A 14,331-nucleotide genomic window follows, 5' to 3' on the forward strand; every position below is an offset into this window, starting at 1 on the left:
GATAAATAACGACCTTATATAAAAAAACGGCGCGCGTGTATGTACAGCGCCCGTTTTTTATATAATGGATGTTTGTAAGATTATGATCTGTTCATTGGTGTTAACTGCAACTGCTTTATAATACCATCAACTACTTTAGGTATATCATTCATGGTACGCTTAGGGTTTTGCAATTCGCCTACCCCGTAACCGCGCCATACAATTTGCTGTGTACGGGCATCAACCAGGTCAATAATAATAGTGCCTTCTTTATAGTGTACCTTTTGGGCATAACCCGGGCCATAAAAGCCACCCCAGCCCCACGGGCGGTACCAACCACCCCAGCCCCAGCCGTATCCCCAACCCCAGCCCCAGCCAGGGTAACCGGCGTAATAAGGGCTGTAATACTCCCACTTGGTGCCGCGGCCGGTAACCGTAGCGTAACGCACCAGCAGATCGGGGTTTTGCTGTGATAAAACCAGCCCTTTTGCCGTAAGCGCTTGTTTGGTAGCTTCCTGTATTTTGCCGTTGCCTATTTCGTCAAGCGGTCGCCACTGCTTGTTAGGGCCTTGCATGGGGCCGGCAAGGGCAAATGTACGGTAAGCAGAAAGGTTTGTTTTGTTAGCTGCCGCAGTGTAGTAATTGTAACTGCTGCAGGCAGAGAGCACTGATACAAAGGCAGCTATCAGTACCAGGTGGATATATCTTTTCATGGCGTCACCAATTTTTTTTATACCGATTAGACTAAGACAAGTATAAAGGTTTAACTGTTTTTACACTAAATAAAAAATATTTTTTCAGGTAAGATATTTCCCTACAATTGGCATACGCCGGCCCATACCAAAGGCCTTGGGCGATACCCTTAAAATAGGCGGCGTTTGGTAGCGTTTATGTTCGGCCAGGTTTACCAAACGCAATACTTTACGCACCGTTTCCTCGTCAAAACCCTGTTTAATAATTTCGGCCGATGAACGTCGATACTCCACATACTGCGAGAGTATGGCATCCAATATATCGTATTCAGGTAACGAATCGGTATCTTTCTGATCGGGCCTTAACTCTGCCGATGGTGGTTTAATAATGGTATTTTCCGGTATGATCTCCCGATCGCGGTTAATGTACCTCGCCAATTGGAAAACCTGGGTTTTAAATACATCGCCAATAACGGAGATACCGCCGCACATATCGCCATACAAAGTGCCATACCCAACGGCTACCTCGCTTTTATTAGAGGTGTTAAGCAATATATAACCAAACTTATTGGTCATGGCCATTAGCAGGATAGCCCGGCTGCGCGATTGTATATTTTCTTCGGCAATGTTAAAAGGCAGGTTTTGGAACTGTGGGTGCAAAGCTTCTTCAAACGCATCGGTTATTTTAGCAATAGCTATCACTTCTGATTTACAGCCCAGGTTACGCACAAGGTCTTCGGCATCCTTAAGGGAATGGTCGGTAGAGAATTTAGACGGCAGCATAACCGCCATCACATTCTCGGGGCCCAAAGCCTCGGCAGCCAGCGCGCAAACCACCGCCGAATCAATCCCCCCCGAAAGGCCAAGTATGGCCTGTTTAAAGCCCGATTTGTGAAAATAATCCTGTATACCTAATACCAGGCCATCATGTATCTGTTGTATATCGCTATCGCGGTTAAGCTTAAGCGTTGGTTGATGCGTAAAGGTTATCTCGCCCTCATTATTCAGCGTGTAGTAAGCAAGCTGTTCTGTAAAATACGGCAGTTCATCTACAGCCTCACCGGCACGGTTAAACACCAGTGAGCCACCATCAAATATCAGTTCTGTTTGGGCGCCTACATGGTTCACATAAAAAAGCGGCAGGTTATAGCGGCGCGCGTTATCGCTCAGGATAGCTATACGTTCTTCATCGTGGTTATAAGCAAAAGGCGATGCCGCTATGTTGATCATCACATCGGGGTTTTGCTTAATAAGCTCATCCATTGGCCTGGTAATGTACAGCGGGTTCTCAATGGTATTCCATAGGTCCTCGCAAATGGTTAATGCTATTCGCTTGCCCTTAAAATCAATGCAGTTAAAAGATGTTGACGGCTCAAAATAGCGGTACTCGTCAAAAATATCATAGTTGGGCAGCAATGCCTTATTTACTACCGCCTTTACTTCGCCATCCTCAATAAAGTACGCGGAGTTGTTAAGGTCTTTCCCCTCAGGGTTGTGGTTTGGCGTTGGCAGCCCTATGATACAGGCAATATCTGTACACTCGGCGGCTATCTGATAAGCCGCTGATTCGCAATGGCTGATAAACTCATTAAATTCCAGAAAATCACGCGCCGGGTAACCGCATACGCATAACTCCGAGAACACTACCAGGTCGGCGCCGTTTTGCCGGGCCTGCTGTATGGCATGGATAATTTTGCCGGTATTGGATTCGAAATTACCGATATGATAGTTAAGCTGTGCTAATGCGATCTTCATGGTTGGTGTATAACTGAACGCGAACTATGCCGCTGTACAAATAAAAAAATTATTTTTGCTAAAACGTTATAGCAATGCCTTATTCGTGTAAAACAACTGTAATTTATGTAAGTTTTATTTTTTCACTGGCGCTTACGGCCTGTAGGCACCGCGATAAGGCAGATGTAAGCCAAATACCGGTGACTGTAAAAATTGAACGCTTCGATAAGGATTTTGACCTAATGCGGACGCAGCCGATGGACCAGCAGGCCGGTGTACTCTACAGCAAATACGGTAAATTTTACCAGGATTTTATAGAACGTATTTTAAAAGCAGGCAGCGCGCGCGATACCGCCTACTACGCCGTATTGCGGCAGGTATTCGCAGGTAAGGCTTATACCGATCTTAAGCACGATGTAGATGCCGCATTCCCGAATATGGATAAGCAGAATGCCCAACTTACCGACGCGTTTAAGCATATTAAATATTACTTTCCTAAAAAAAGCCTGCCCAAAGTTTACGCTTACTTTTCAGGCTTTCAGGCGCAAACCACCATTGGCGACGGCTATTTTGGCATAGGGTTGGACCTTTTCCTGGGGGCAAACTCCAGGTTCTACCCGGCGCTGGTGCAAAGTTTCCCGCATTATATTTCGCGCAGGTTTACGCCGGATAATATTACCCCGCGCGTTGTGGAAGGCATGGCCCGGGAAGACATGTTTCCTGAAAGCGATAAAGACAATACCCTATTAGACAAGATGGTTTACAACGGTAAAATACTTTATTTTATGGACCAGATTTTACCTGAGGTGGCCGACTCAACCAAGATAGGCTACACCAAAGCGCAGCTAAAGTGGTGCGGTGATTACCAGGCGAGCATATGGGGCTATTTTTTAGAGGAGAACCTACTGTATGAAACCGATTATCAAAAGATACAAAAATTCCTAACTGAAGCCCCCTTTACACCCGGGTTGGGAGATAACAATGAATCGGCGCCTAAATTAGGCATATGGGCCGGGTGGCAGATCGTGCGTGCCTACATGGATAAACATCCCGAAGTTACACTTCCGCAACTCATGGCAGATCATAATGCCCAAAAGATACTGAACGAATCCAAATACCGGCCAAAGAATCCAAAGGAATAATTTCGGATAGCTGCAATACTCTTAAAAATAAAAAAGCGCCACCTGTCAGGTAGCGCTTTTTTAATATGTAAAGCTTTTAAACTTATTTCAATATCGCGAAAACAGCACGCAGTACTAATATGGTACCAATACCCATCAGGATGTTACCAATTGCAGAAGCCCAGTGGAAATCGGCAAAGCGGATAAAAACACCTACTAAACCAATAGCTACAGCAAGAATTAAAGCTATATAATGTTTTTCTGAATTCGCGTTTTGAGTTGAATGTTGCATTGCTAAAGTATTTGAGGCAAAAATATAAATGTTTACCGAAAAAACGGATAGCGTTTATGAATTAATTGCCTTTTCTTTTTTGGTCCACCCCTGCGGCAGGTTTTCTTCTATCTCAATGTTCTCAAATTCGGCGCTGGCACGCGAACCAACCACTTTTGCCCATGCCGCCATTTTAGCTATCCCTTCTTCAAGGCTCACATTTTTCGAGTTACCAAATACCTTTGCCGCTTTAGAGTGGTCGCTATGGGCATGCATTACTTCTTTGCGCGCTTCCAGGTGGGTTACTTTGGGCTCAACGCCCAACTCTTTGGCTACTACCTGTACCAGTTGGTTTACAGTGTAAGGTTTATCGGCACCAACATTAAACACCTCATTATAAGCCGCAGGTACGTTTACGCTATTAGCAATATGCGGCGCTACATCATCAATATAGCTAAAGGCGCGGGTTTGCTCACCGTCGCCGAAAATGGTCATCGGTTTTTCCTGCATGATCTGGTTCATGAAGATACCGATCACGTTTCGGTACTTATCGCCAATATTTTGGTTCTCGCCATAAACGTTGTGCGGGCGGAAGATGACATAATTTAAGCCAAACATGTGGTGTGCAGCCTTTAGATCCATCTCAACAGCGTATTTAGCTACACCATACGGATCCTCCGGTTGCGGCACCATGCTTTCCAGCATAGGCAATTGGCCTGCACCGTACACGGCAATTGATGAAGTAAACACAAAACATTTAACCTTATATAATACTGATAAGTTGATAAGGTTTACCGAGCCAATGAGGTTATTATTATAATTAAACCGGCGTATAAAATGTGATAAGCCTTCGGCCGCGTAAGCTGCCAGGTGGTACACATAATCAAATCGATGCTGCTCAAACAATTTTTCTAACATGTCAACATCGTTAATAGAGCCTTTAATAAACTCGGCACCATCGGGCACATGATCTTCAAAGCCACCGCTCAGGTCGTCAAGTACAATTACTTTGTGGCCGAGTGCTAAACAATGTTTCGCTACATGTGATCCTATAAATCCGGCACCGCCGGTTACTAATGAAGTAGTCATAATGCTGTATGGTAGTTATCGTTTATTTGTTAATTTTCAGGTTATTTGCAAAAACCAGGCCCGGGTAACAACACCTTAATAACAGGTTAAAGTTAGGTATTTATGGGTAAAAGATAACCATACCTGTTGAGGCAATTCCCCAATTACCTGGCATATGCATTATAAACCAATAATTTTTGTACTACATATTAAGCAGGCTATCAGGCACCACTTGCGCTTCTCTATGCAACCGGCTTTGGCATTATCATTGTACTTTCCATATTATCATTTACTTAAATATAAATATCATGGGCTTATTAAAATTTATAGCTGTAGGCGCGGCGGTAGGATTAGGCATTAATTACCTGACCAAAAAAAGACCTGAAGACGGCCGTTCGGTGCTGGATGACCTTACCGAAAAAGCACCTGAATGGTTTGATAAAGCAAAAAACTTTGCTGCAGACCAGGTAGATATACTCGCTGAAAAAGTAAAGGCATAAACATCATTCAACTTAATAATTAAGCCGCCAAAATATGGCGGCTTAATTATTGTAAAACTTTTAAGTGTACACAATTTCCAGAATATAAGTATTGCTTAATTATCAAAGCTGCTGGCTTGAATCAGACCTGTAAACACTTTGTTTTAAGTGCTTGGGTTCTTCACTGCCATAAAAGCAGGGCGCGATAGCTACAGATAGCAAAACTTCCATATGCTTCTGTAACAATTTCTTCCACCAAAATTGGTATTTTCGAGGGTAAACCACATGCGCTCGATGGTCTTTACGGCACAACTCTTCAAGTGCCAGCAATTTGTACATCACTTTTCGTGAATGATCAACCACTGCGTGAGAACGTTTAGTGTAGCCCAGTAACTGGTTTATTTCCCGGTTAGTTTTACCATGCAGTATCATGCTAAAGATAGTAATGTGGTGGGTAGAAAAGCCCTTCGTTTTTAGCGTCGGCCTTGTTATAGCAATTGCATTGTTTTTTTGATCTTGTCCCATTGTGTGTAACTGTTTATGGCTGCAAATACTTTTTTACCGTGCAAGAAAATTTGCTTTCTCGATAATTAAATAGTGATAAATGGCGGTGCTAAAACAATAGCTTTGTTGCTGCCTGATGGGGTGTAGTTTTTTTGCATACAGTATTAGGTTGGTGTATACAACTATTTACGAAACTGCCCTACTTACCAGATGAATGCCATTTTGTTCATTTTATCTCGGGCGTGTTCATTTTGTTCAGTTTTTTATAGCCGGGTAAACATTACTTGTATTGGCTAAATTGCTTGAAGAAAACACCTATTCCGAAGCTTGTTTTCTTTTAAATAAAGTTTAAAAATCAATTTATTTTTTAACCCCTAAATCACTAAAAATGAGTGAATCTTATTTTCCCGAAGGAAGCATCCCGGTAGCCGAAGCTAATTTCATGATCGCTAACTGGAAAGCATTTGTTGACGACCCAACCTCTCATTTTGAAGGCCGCTCGTTTCTTACACCAATTGCCAGTTTTACTAACATTGTACAATTTAACCCCGATGCGGAAGATGTACGTGTTTATATAGGACTGGAAACACCCGGTGATCCGCTTAGTGCCAAACTGATATTTATACCGGTGGTTGACGGTAAAGAAGTGCGCCGCATTATTATGCCTCAGGGTGAAGGTTCGGGTACGGAGGTAGAAGGCGGCGACGGCAGCCAAAGCAACACGTATGACATGACAGTAGTTTGCCCGCCAAAATGTGGCGAAGAGCCGCCAATCTAATAATTTTTAACAAATTTAGGGGATTTATAAGCTTAGGATTTATCTTTAGCTTATGAATCCCCAATTAATTTATGACATATACGCCATTTATTTTGTCCCACTTTGCGCGCTCGTGCCGGTTTATTACGGTATAAAAAACTATAAATTTTTAATACCGTCACTAAAAATATTACTCAATTTTATTGTAGTATCCAGCCTCATTAATCTGGTAAACCTCATCATGATTTCGAGGCATATGCATACCGTAAAACTTATTCATCTTTACACTATCGTCGAGTTCTTTTTCATCACCTTAGCCTTTAGCAGAATTTTCAGTAGACGTGTACGCCCATTATTATACGCGCTCATAGCCCTATTTACCATTGCTTGTACTTTCAATACATTTTTTATTCAAAACAAAATCGAATACAATTCATACACGAGGCCTGTAGGCGCCTTAATTATTGTGCTATATTGTATGAGTTATATTATTAAAACCGGTACGGAAGAGCGTAAATGGACAGAAGATAGTTTTAATTGGATAAATTCGGGTTTGCTATTATATTATGCCAGTGGTGTAGTGATGTTCATGTTTAATAACTACCTCCTTAAATGGGATACCTGGGCATTAGTAATATGGACTATAATTGACACTATTTTACTCATAGAATATATTTTATTTGCTATAGGCTTTTACAAATGCAAATTACCAACAACGACAATACAGCTGTCCTGATCATACTGGCTATGCTGGGCGTTTTCCTGGCGGTTGGTACATTTATCATTTATTCTATACGCAACCAGAACAAACTATTGCGGCAGCGGCAGGAGTTCCAGAAAGCGCAGTTAGCGCATCAGAAGGAACTGCTGAAGGCGACTATCGAGTCGCAGGAAAATGAACGGAAACGTATTGGCCAGGACCTTCATGATGATGTTGGCACCACTATTTCGGGCTTGCGACTGCTTATAGAGATGTTTAAGCCTGCTCACCCCGATGATGATAACCTTAAAGAATTTACCCAAACCAGTAAATCTATCATAGATAAGATTGTAAAGGATGTGCGCAACATTTCACACAACTTGTCGCCCACTACCCTGCGCTATTACGGTTTGCCTGCTGCTATTACCGAGCATTGTACCATCATCAATCAATCGGGCAAATTATCTATAACATTTGATAACCAGGCCGAAGCAGAGCTGCAGTCCCTCCACATCACCGTAGCTACAGCGCTATACCGTGTGCTGGAAGAGTTACTTAATAATACTATTAAACACTCCGGCGCCAACAGAGCCACTATTAGCATTAAAATGATTGCGAACAACATCGTCATCGACTACAATGATAATGGTAAAGGCATAACCATTAGCCACGATATATTTAAAAAGGGAATGGGTATGCAGAATATAGAAAGCCGCCTGCTGAATATTGATGCAGCATACACCATACAACCTTATAACGGCCAGGGCTTTGGTATTGAGATTACCTATCCCCTTCACTTAAACCCTGTAACCGCTGCCTCCAATGGATGAAATAAAAATTGCCATTGTGGATGATCAGAATCTGTTCAGGCAGAGCCTGGCCATGCTGATACACTCGGTAGAAAACTTTTGCCTGGTGGCAGAATGTGCCGGAGGGCAGGCTTTTATAGATAGCCTGGAAAACACACGTTACGAAGTAAACATAGCCATCATAGATATGGATATGCCCGGGATGAACGGTATTGAGTTGAACGACTTCCTCCAAAAGCATCATCCTGCGATTAAGGTAATCGTACTAACCGTACATGCTACTGAAACACTGATCACCCAAATGGTTAACGCCGGCGCGGCCGCGTACCTTGCCAAAAACTGCGACAAGGATGAACTGATAGCTACCATAGAGGGGGTTATTAAAAACGGCTTTTACTTTAATAACGATGTAAAAAAGGCACTTCAGAGTGGCGAAAAGCAAAGAGCTATTCTTAATAAAACTGTTAGCCGTTTACCCATTAAACTCACCCGCCGCGAGATACAGGTCCTTAATCTCATCTGTAAGGATATGAATAATGCTGAAATAGCTGATAAGCTTTACCTAAGCCCCCGTACTATTGAAGGGCACCGCAACGCACTCATGAATAAAATAGGCTGTCAAACCACTGCCGGTCTTGTTCTTTTTGCTATAAAATATCAGTTGATAGATCCTGTTTTATAACGTAGATTCACGTGATTTTCATAAAATATTAGCCTATTCATTGGCCGATCTTACCATACTTTTAATTAAAACACAAAACAAATAGAAACAAATATTCTTAATAGGAAATAAAATAGTTAATATTAAATCTATGGGAAATAATATTAAACTTCTAAAACCTAAAGTGTAATCCATATACAACTGCATTGATTATATTTACGTATAATTAATTATTCTGAAAAAGAGTATGAGTGGATAGCATATTTTACTGATAGAAAATTATACTTCTGTCCCTCATAAGCATTGCATGGCCTGCCAACAACCCCTACCGAAAACCGGCCTGCATTTTCAGAAAATTGATCAGAATAAACTTGCCGGTTTATAAATAGAAATATACAATGTAAAACAGATAAAAATAAACCGGCTAAAATTTATAGATTTTTGATTTTAAAAGCCTTGTCGCTCGCGGCACATACCACATAACATATATGTATGCAAGGGCTTAAAACTGTTGCTTATGACAGCATTTTTGCCGCATTATTTTGAATTGCTTAAACATGCCGTTTTAAAAACGGCAGATATTAAGAATATAACTCCACACGGCTGCCGTATTCTTGCCGCACAGATATTTACTGTAACCAGGAATAGTGTAAGCGAAACCACGTTAAAAAGAATTTATGGCTTTGCCCAAACTAAATTTAAGCCTTCGGTATTTACCATTAATATACTGGCGCAATTTTGCGGCTTTCCCGGATGGGAAGATTTTTGTATTGCCCAGGAAAATATACCGGTAAAGGATGAACGACGGTTAACAGGTAGTTGGGAAAGCCTGAAAATAAACACAGAAAAGATTACCAACTTTACCCTACAGGTTTTACGCAACAAATCGGGTATACCGTACTCGCAAACCATTAAAAGAGATTTTATTACCCGGCATTTAAACGCGTTTGAAGAGAGTGATTATAGAGCCACCGTTATATCGGCGCCTGCATATTATGGTAAAACAATCGGGCTTTGTCATTGGATAGAAGAAAAAAACCGCAAAAATATAACGGAGCAAAACAACGATATCATACTGTTATTTAGCGCCGGCGCCGTTATGAACGCTTACTTAAGCGGACATGATCTTAACCAATGGCTGCTCGAACTTTTGGGATATACCAGTAACGAAACTATCAGTGAGATCTTTAGTAAACATAAAAAGCAGCATAGTAAGTTTTTCCTGGTAATTGATGCTTTTGATGAATATGCATATAAGGCCAGGCATTTTAAGCTGTTACTTAACCAATTGCTTGATGTTTTAGCGTTTTATCAGTCCACCCCTTGGTTTAAACTCATCATTACCATGCGGTCATCCACCTGGATAAATAATCGCTCGCAATTTGAGCACATGACAGATCTGTGGTTTACCAATTTTAAAGACAATAATTTATCCGCTATCAATACCCCGCTTTTCAATTTTAACGAAATACGGGAGTTGGCAGCAAAAATAAACCCCGCGCTCAATCACGATCTGCTTCCAGAGATGGTTTTGCACTTCAGGCACCCGCTCTTCTTCCAGATCTTTTACAAAAAGCACCGGGACAATTTTTCATTCAGCTACGCAAATCAAACCTGTTTATATGAGTTGGTATCGGCTTTTGTGCTTAATAAAATTTACATGGGCCAGTATGCTGAAGAAAAGATACAATTCCTTACAGCCTTAGTTGAGAAGATGGACTTTTCTAAACAGCAATACGACGTAGCCCGCAGTAAGGTTGCAAGCGCTATTAAACAATATCAAAAGGCCTATAACGAATTACTGAGCATTGGCTTTATTTGCGAAATTAATAAGAGTACGAGTCTTAATTATAGTACTACTATACAGTTCACCAATAGCTTTTTCCTGGAATATACTATTGCAAAAGTACTCCTCCGTAAAAACAACGATATGTTTAACAAGCAGTTAATTAACCGCCTAAACATATTGTTTGTAAAGGGATCGACCAAGTTGCCTTTACTCAAATGGTATATCATTTACGCTATTAAGACCGGGCAGCAAAACAGTTTTGACCTGCTTACTATGGTACAACTATCCTTTGCGGAAAAAGCTGATCTGGTTAGTTTCCTGGGCGATCTGTTAAGCAGGGAATGTACCATTACCGGTAACTCAGAGTCGCTTGCGCTTTACTTTAAACAGGATTGCAGCCGGGCCTTATTCAATTACTTCTTCGCCCTGGAGTTAATAGATACCAATTATAAAAAAACACTTTACACATTACTACAATTTAACCTCAACAAGCGTAAACGGGTACTTATCTATACAGCACTGGCTATGTCAGCAATTGTCAGGTTAGATATTTCCGAATTGGAGGATAGTTACCACAAGCTTAAAAGCATGCCGCCTGAGGCGTACAGCAGTTTTGCCATAAACCCGCTAAGCTGCATAAGCGCTGTCTATACTTATTTAACAACCGGAACTATCAAAAAAAGCGCATTTATTGAGCTATTACGCTTTTACAATAACCCGCCCAAAGAAGGCAACTACTTCGAGGACCTGCCATCAAACGATTTCGTGTTTTTACTTGCCACAGGGACTTTATTACTATATAAAAAGCCAGCGGTAACGCTTCGCTTTATAGAACTGCTCGAGCGCTATTACAAAAAACCGGAATTATCGTCCAAACATAGCTACGCCTATTTTATTAATATCATCATAGCCGATTGCTATTATCAAACGGGTAAAACCAATGCCCATTTAAATATCTATACTAAATTCTCAGAGATATACACACCTGATACCAACAGCTTCACCAGCTACATGAAAACCATGTTTTACCTATTGAAGATAAAAAACAACATGCTGCTAAAAAGATATAAATATCTTATGGAGGATACTCGTTCTTTAATGGAAATAGCCGGTGAGTTGCACCTTTGTAAATTAGCCCTGCTGGGCCACATACTGTCCTCCGATGAGATTGCAGGCAAATACCCATCTTTTTATAAACAATGCCGGGCAGACCTTAACTATATTAAACAAAAGAGCACTTTAACAGGTGCCGCGTTTGTTTTGCAGCCGCGCCCCGTAACAGCCAAACGCAATAATTAATACCGCAAGTAGCGTTCTATCTTTTATTCCCTATTTTTGAGGGATGAAATCAAGACAGCCCAATATACTTGTTGTAAATGATGATGGTATAACCGCGCCGGGCATTAAGGCGCTTATGCACGCCATGAAAGACTTGGGGCGTGTGGTAGTAGTTGCGCCTGACAGCCCTCAATCTGGCATGGGGCACGCCATTACCATAGGTAAGCCGCTTCGGCTGGATAAAATAGAATTATATGAGGGTATTGAAACCTACCGCTGCAGCGGTACCCCTGTTGATTGTGTTAAACTGGCTGTAAACTCTGTATTTAAGGGCAACAAGCCCGATCTGTGCGTATCAGGCATCAATCATGGTTTAAATAACTCCATTAATGTACTTTATTCGGGCACTATGTCTGCCGCGGTAGAGGGCGCTATAGAAAGCATACCTTCAATAGGCTTTTCGTTGGATGATTACACCATGCAAGCCGATTTTGAACCCTGTATAAAATTTGTAAAGGAAATAGCTGCGCAAGTACTGGAACACGGCTTGCCTACCGCCACGGTGCTTAACGTTAATTTCCCTCAGGGTAGCCATATTAAGGGTATTAAGATATGCCGCCAGGCAAATGCGAAATGGGCCGAGGAATTTGACGAGCGTATGGATCCGCACGACCGGCCTTACTACTGGCTAACAGGTGTATTTCAGAATAACGATCATGGCGAAGATACCGACGTTTGGGCGCTTGACCACCATTACGCGTCAGTTGTACCCACTCAGTTTGATATGACGGCCCACCATGCTATACCTGTTTTAAACAGCTGGAAATTTAATGTTTAAACGTAATAACTTTTTTTCAGGAATTTTGCTGGCCTGCCTGCCGCCATTAATGGCGTGGCTGCTGTTCGCGGTAATACTAAAGAACGAAGCGGCAATTATGGAAAAGCCCGCTGCCCCTTACCTGATAGCTTTGTGTATTAACCTGCTCATACTGCGTTACTATGCCCGCAAGCATTTTGATGCTACCACCCGCGGTATTATGGTAGTTACCTTTGCTTTTATGATATTGGTCTTTTTAACAAGGATAAGGCTTTAAACTTCGGTTGTAGGTGGGGCTTCTAATTTAGCAATGGCACTAAGTGCTTCTTCCCAATTTTTAACGCGTTGGTGATGAGTAACGCCCACATTATGTGCCGCATGAAAAAGCAATGTCTTTCCCTTGAATACATCTAAGTTTTTGCAGTGGTCATCTATCAGGTAGTCGGCATCAATAATGCTTTTGCTCCCGCAGAATACAATATTTTTCCACGTGATGAACGGAAAATGCTCTTCAAGCCATTCTTTCTTTTCTATTAGTGAATTAGGAAATTCCATAGCGGCCGATACTACGTACACATCAAAATCATTCATCAACTGCTTTACAGCTTCTACAGCACCGGGCATCACAGGTATAGTTCTGAAAAATCCAGGTGTAAAAACCATTTTCCTGATGGCTCCCTTTGCAGGGAAGAAATCTTCTTCGTTCTTACCAAATAAACTCTCATAAGGTACATTTACGCCATAGTCACGCTCATACCAAATTAAAAATTGCTTTTCTGTGTCTGCAAGCACGCTATCCATATCGATAGCAATTATTTTTCTTTGTTTCATACTGCAAAAATATGCAATAAATATAAAATATTGCAAAATACAGCAATTAAAATTGCTGTATTTTGCAAATAAATTTTGTTTACTTTTGAATATGCTTAAAGCAGAACGTCAGAATATCATTCTTGAACAGGTAGAAAAGAATAACAGGGTAGTGCTTGAAGAGTTAAGCGCATTGCTTAAAGTATCAACCGATACCGTTAGGCGAGATATTAAAGAACTTTCTGACAGAGGAATGCTAAAAGCGGTTAGAGGTGGCGCAATACACCAATCGCCTTTGCCGCCTACGTTTAAGCAACGGCAACTTATTGAAACTAAAGAAAAACAAATTATTGCAAACAAGTTGCTGGATATTATTAAACCCGATCAGGTAATCTTAATTGATTCGGGTACCACAACGGTGATAGCCGCACAAAGCCTGCCGAAGGATATTCCGCTTACAGTAGTCACCAACAGTATTCCGGTAGCATCAGTACTTGAAGATTTTCAAAACATCAAAGTTATCCTTATCGGGGGTAGAGTTAGCCAGCGTACAGCATCTACTTACGGTTATGAAGCCATTGAAGCCATCAGGAAGATACGTGCCGACATTTGCCTGTTAGGTATTTGTAATATTGACCTAAAAGCCGGAATTACTGGCTTGGACTATGAAGATTGTGAGGTAAAAAAAGCCATGATCGAAACGTCAAGATATATCGTTGCACTTTCTACTGCCGATAAGCTTGGAGTGCTTAACCCGTTTTATATAGCTGCGGCTAATAGTATTGACCTGCTGATTACAGAAAAAGACCCAAGTTCATTTGATCTGGCTGCTTATAAAGAAGCCGGGATCTTAATCAAATAA

At 41.4% G+C, this 14,331-nt stretch carries 15 protein-coding genes; 9 read left to right on the forward strand and 6 right to left on the reverse strand.

Annotated features, from left to right (window positions below; genetic code table 11):
- Positions 1–80: 80 nt before the first annotated feature.
- Together CKK33_RS18025 and CKK33_RS18030 are read right to left on the reverse strand one after the other, a co-directional pair.
- Complete coding sequence (locus tag CKK33_RS18025) at positions 81–692, reverse strand: DUF4136 domain-containing protein (RefSeq protein ID WP_095705449.1); 612 nt, start codon at positions 690–692, stop codon at positions 81–83.
- A gap of 84 nt (positions 693–776) precedes the next feature.
- Positions 777–2,426 carry an NAD+ synthase gene (locus CKK33_RS18030; protein WP_095705450.1) on the reverse strand — a complete coding sequence of 550 codons (1,650 nt, stop codon included), beginning with the start codon at positions 2,424–2,426 and terminating at the stop codon, positions 777–779.
- A 74-nt stretch (positions 2,427–2,500) separates the two neighbouring features.
- Here CKK33_RS18030 and gldB point away from each other — a divergent pair, with 74 nt between their 5' ends.
- A complete protein-coding gene (gene gldB / locus CKK33_RS18035) occupies positions 2,501–3,547 on the forward strand; it encodes a gliding motility lipoprotein GldB (protein WP_095705451.1) in 1,047 nt (348 codons plus the stop codon).
- A gap of 82 nt (positions 3,548–3,629) precedes the next feature.
- Here gldB and CKK33_RS18040 read toward each other — a convergent pair whose 3' ends face one another.
- Entirely contained in the window at positions 3,630–3,818 is a 189-nt protein-coding gene (locus CKK33_RS18040) for a hypothetical protein (RefSeq protein ID WP_095705452.1), read from the reverse strand.
- Between the two features lie 54 nt (positions 3,819–3,872).
- Positions 3,873–4,886 carry an NAD(P)-dependent oxidoreductase gene (locus CKK33_RS18045; protein WP_095705453.1) on the reverse strand — a complete coding sequence of 338 codons (1,014 nt, stop codon included), beginning with the start codon at positions 4,884–4,886 and terminating at the stop codon, positions 3,873–3,875.
- A 287-nt stretch (positions 4,887–5,173) separates the two neighbouring features.
- Between CKK33_RS18045 and CKK33_RS18050 the strand changes: the two genes are divergently transcribed.
- Entirely contained in the window at positions 5,174–5,365 is a 192-nt protein-coding gene (locus CKK33_RS18050) for a hypothetical protein (protein WP_095705454.1), read from the forward strand.
- 102 nt (positions 5,366–5,467) lie between these two features.
- Here CKK33_RS18050 and CKK33_RS18055 read toward each other — a convergent pair whose 3' ends face one another.
- The gene (locus CKK33_RS18055; RefSeq protein WP_095705455.1) at positions 5,468–5,869 is read right to left on the reverse strand and encodes a hypothetical protein; all 402 of its coding nucleotides are present in this window, start codon (positions 5,867–5,869) and stop codon (positions 5,468–5,470) included.
- Positions 5,870–6,236: 367 nt separating this feature from the next.
- On the opposite strand from CKK33_RS18055, the gene CKK33_RS18060 reads away from it, so the two are divergent.
- The 6 genes from CKK33_RS18060 to CKK33_RS18090 all read left to right on the forward strand — a co-directional run bounded on the left by CKK33_RS18060 (position 6,237) and on the right by CKK33_RS18090 (position 12,936).
- Positions 6,237–6,626 (forward strand): hypothetical protein, encoded by a 390-nt coding sequence (locus tag CKK33_RS18060; RefSeq protein ID WP_095705456.1) that lies wholly within the window; start codon positions 6,237–6,239, stop codon positions 6,624–6,626.
- A gap of 678 nt (positions 6,627–7,304) precedes the next feature.
- Positions 7,305–8,135 (forward strand): sensor histidine kinase, encoded by an 831-nt coding sequence (locus CKK33_RS18070; RefSeq protein WP_095705458.1) that lies wholly within the window; start codon positions 7,305–7,307, stop codon positions 8,133–8,135.
- A complete protein-coding gene (locus CKK33_RS18075; RefSeq protein ID WP_095705459.1) occupies positions 8,128–8,796 on the forward strand; it encodes a response regulator transcription factor in 669 nt (222 codons plus the stop codon). Before CKK33_RS18070 ends, CKK33_RS18075 begins: the two co-directional genes overlap by 8 nt.
- 496 nt (positions 8,797–9,292) lie before the next feature.
- Positions 9,293–11,863, forward strand: coding sequence for a hypothetical protein (locus tag CKK33_RS18080; RefSeq protein ID WP_095705460.1), 2,571 nt, complete (start codon positions 9,293–9,295; stop codon positions 11,861–11,863).
- Positions 11,864–11,906: 43 nt separating this feature from the next.
- Entirely contained in the window at positions 11,907–12,680 is a 774-nt protein-coding gene (surE, locus tag CKK33_RS18085) for a 5'/3'-nucleotidase SurE (protein WP_095705461.1), read from the forward strand.
- Positions 12,673–12,936 (forward strand): hypothetical protein, encoded by a 264-nt coding sequence (locus CKK33_RS18090; protein WP_095705462.1) that lies wholly within the window; start codon positions 12,673–12,675, stop codon positions 12,934–12,936. The genes surE and CKK33_RS18090 overlap by 8 nt, the downstream gene beginning before the upstream one ends.
- On the opposite strand, the gene CKK33_RS18095 is transcribed toward CKK33_RS18090, so the two are convergent.
- Positions 12,933–13,490, reverse strand: a complete 558-nt coding sequence (locus tag CKK33_RS18095) for a 5'(3')-deoxyribonucleotidase (RefSeq protein WP_095705463.1) — start codon at positions 13,488–13,490, stop codon at positions 12,933–12,935. The genes CKK33_RS18090 and CKK33_RS18095 overlap by 4 nt on opposite strands.
- A gap of 91 nt (positions 13,491–13,581) precedes the next feature.
- Between CKK33_RS18095 and CKK33_RS18100 the strand changes: the two genes are divergently transcribed.
- Positions 13,582–14,331 (forward strand): DeoR/GlpR family DNA-binding transcription regulator, encoded by a 750-nt coding sequence (locus CKK33_RS18100; protein ID WP_095705464.1) that lies wholly within the window; start codon positions 13,582–13,584, stop codon positions 14,329–14,331.

The sequence above is a fragment of the Mucilaginibacter sp. MD40 genome (assembly GCF_002288635.1).
Classification (GTDB): Bacteria; Bacteroidota; Bacteroidia; order Sphingobacteriales; family Sphingobacteriaceae; genus Mucilaginibacter.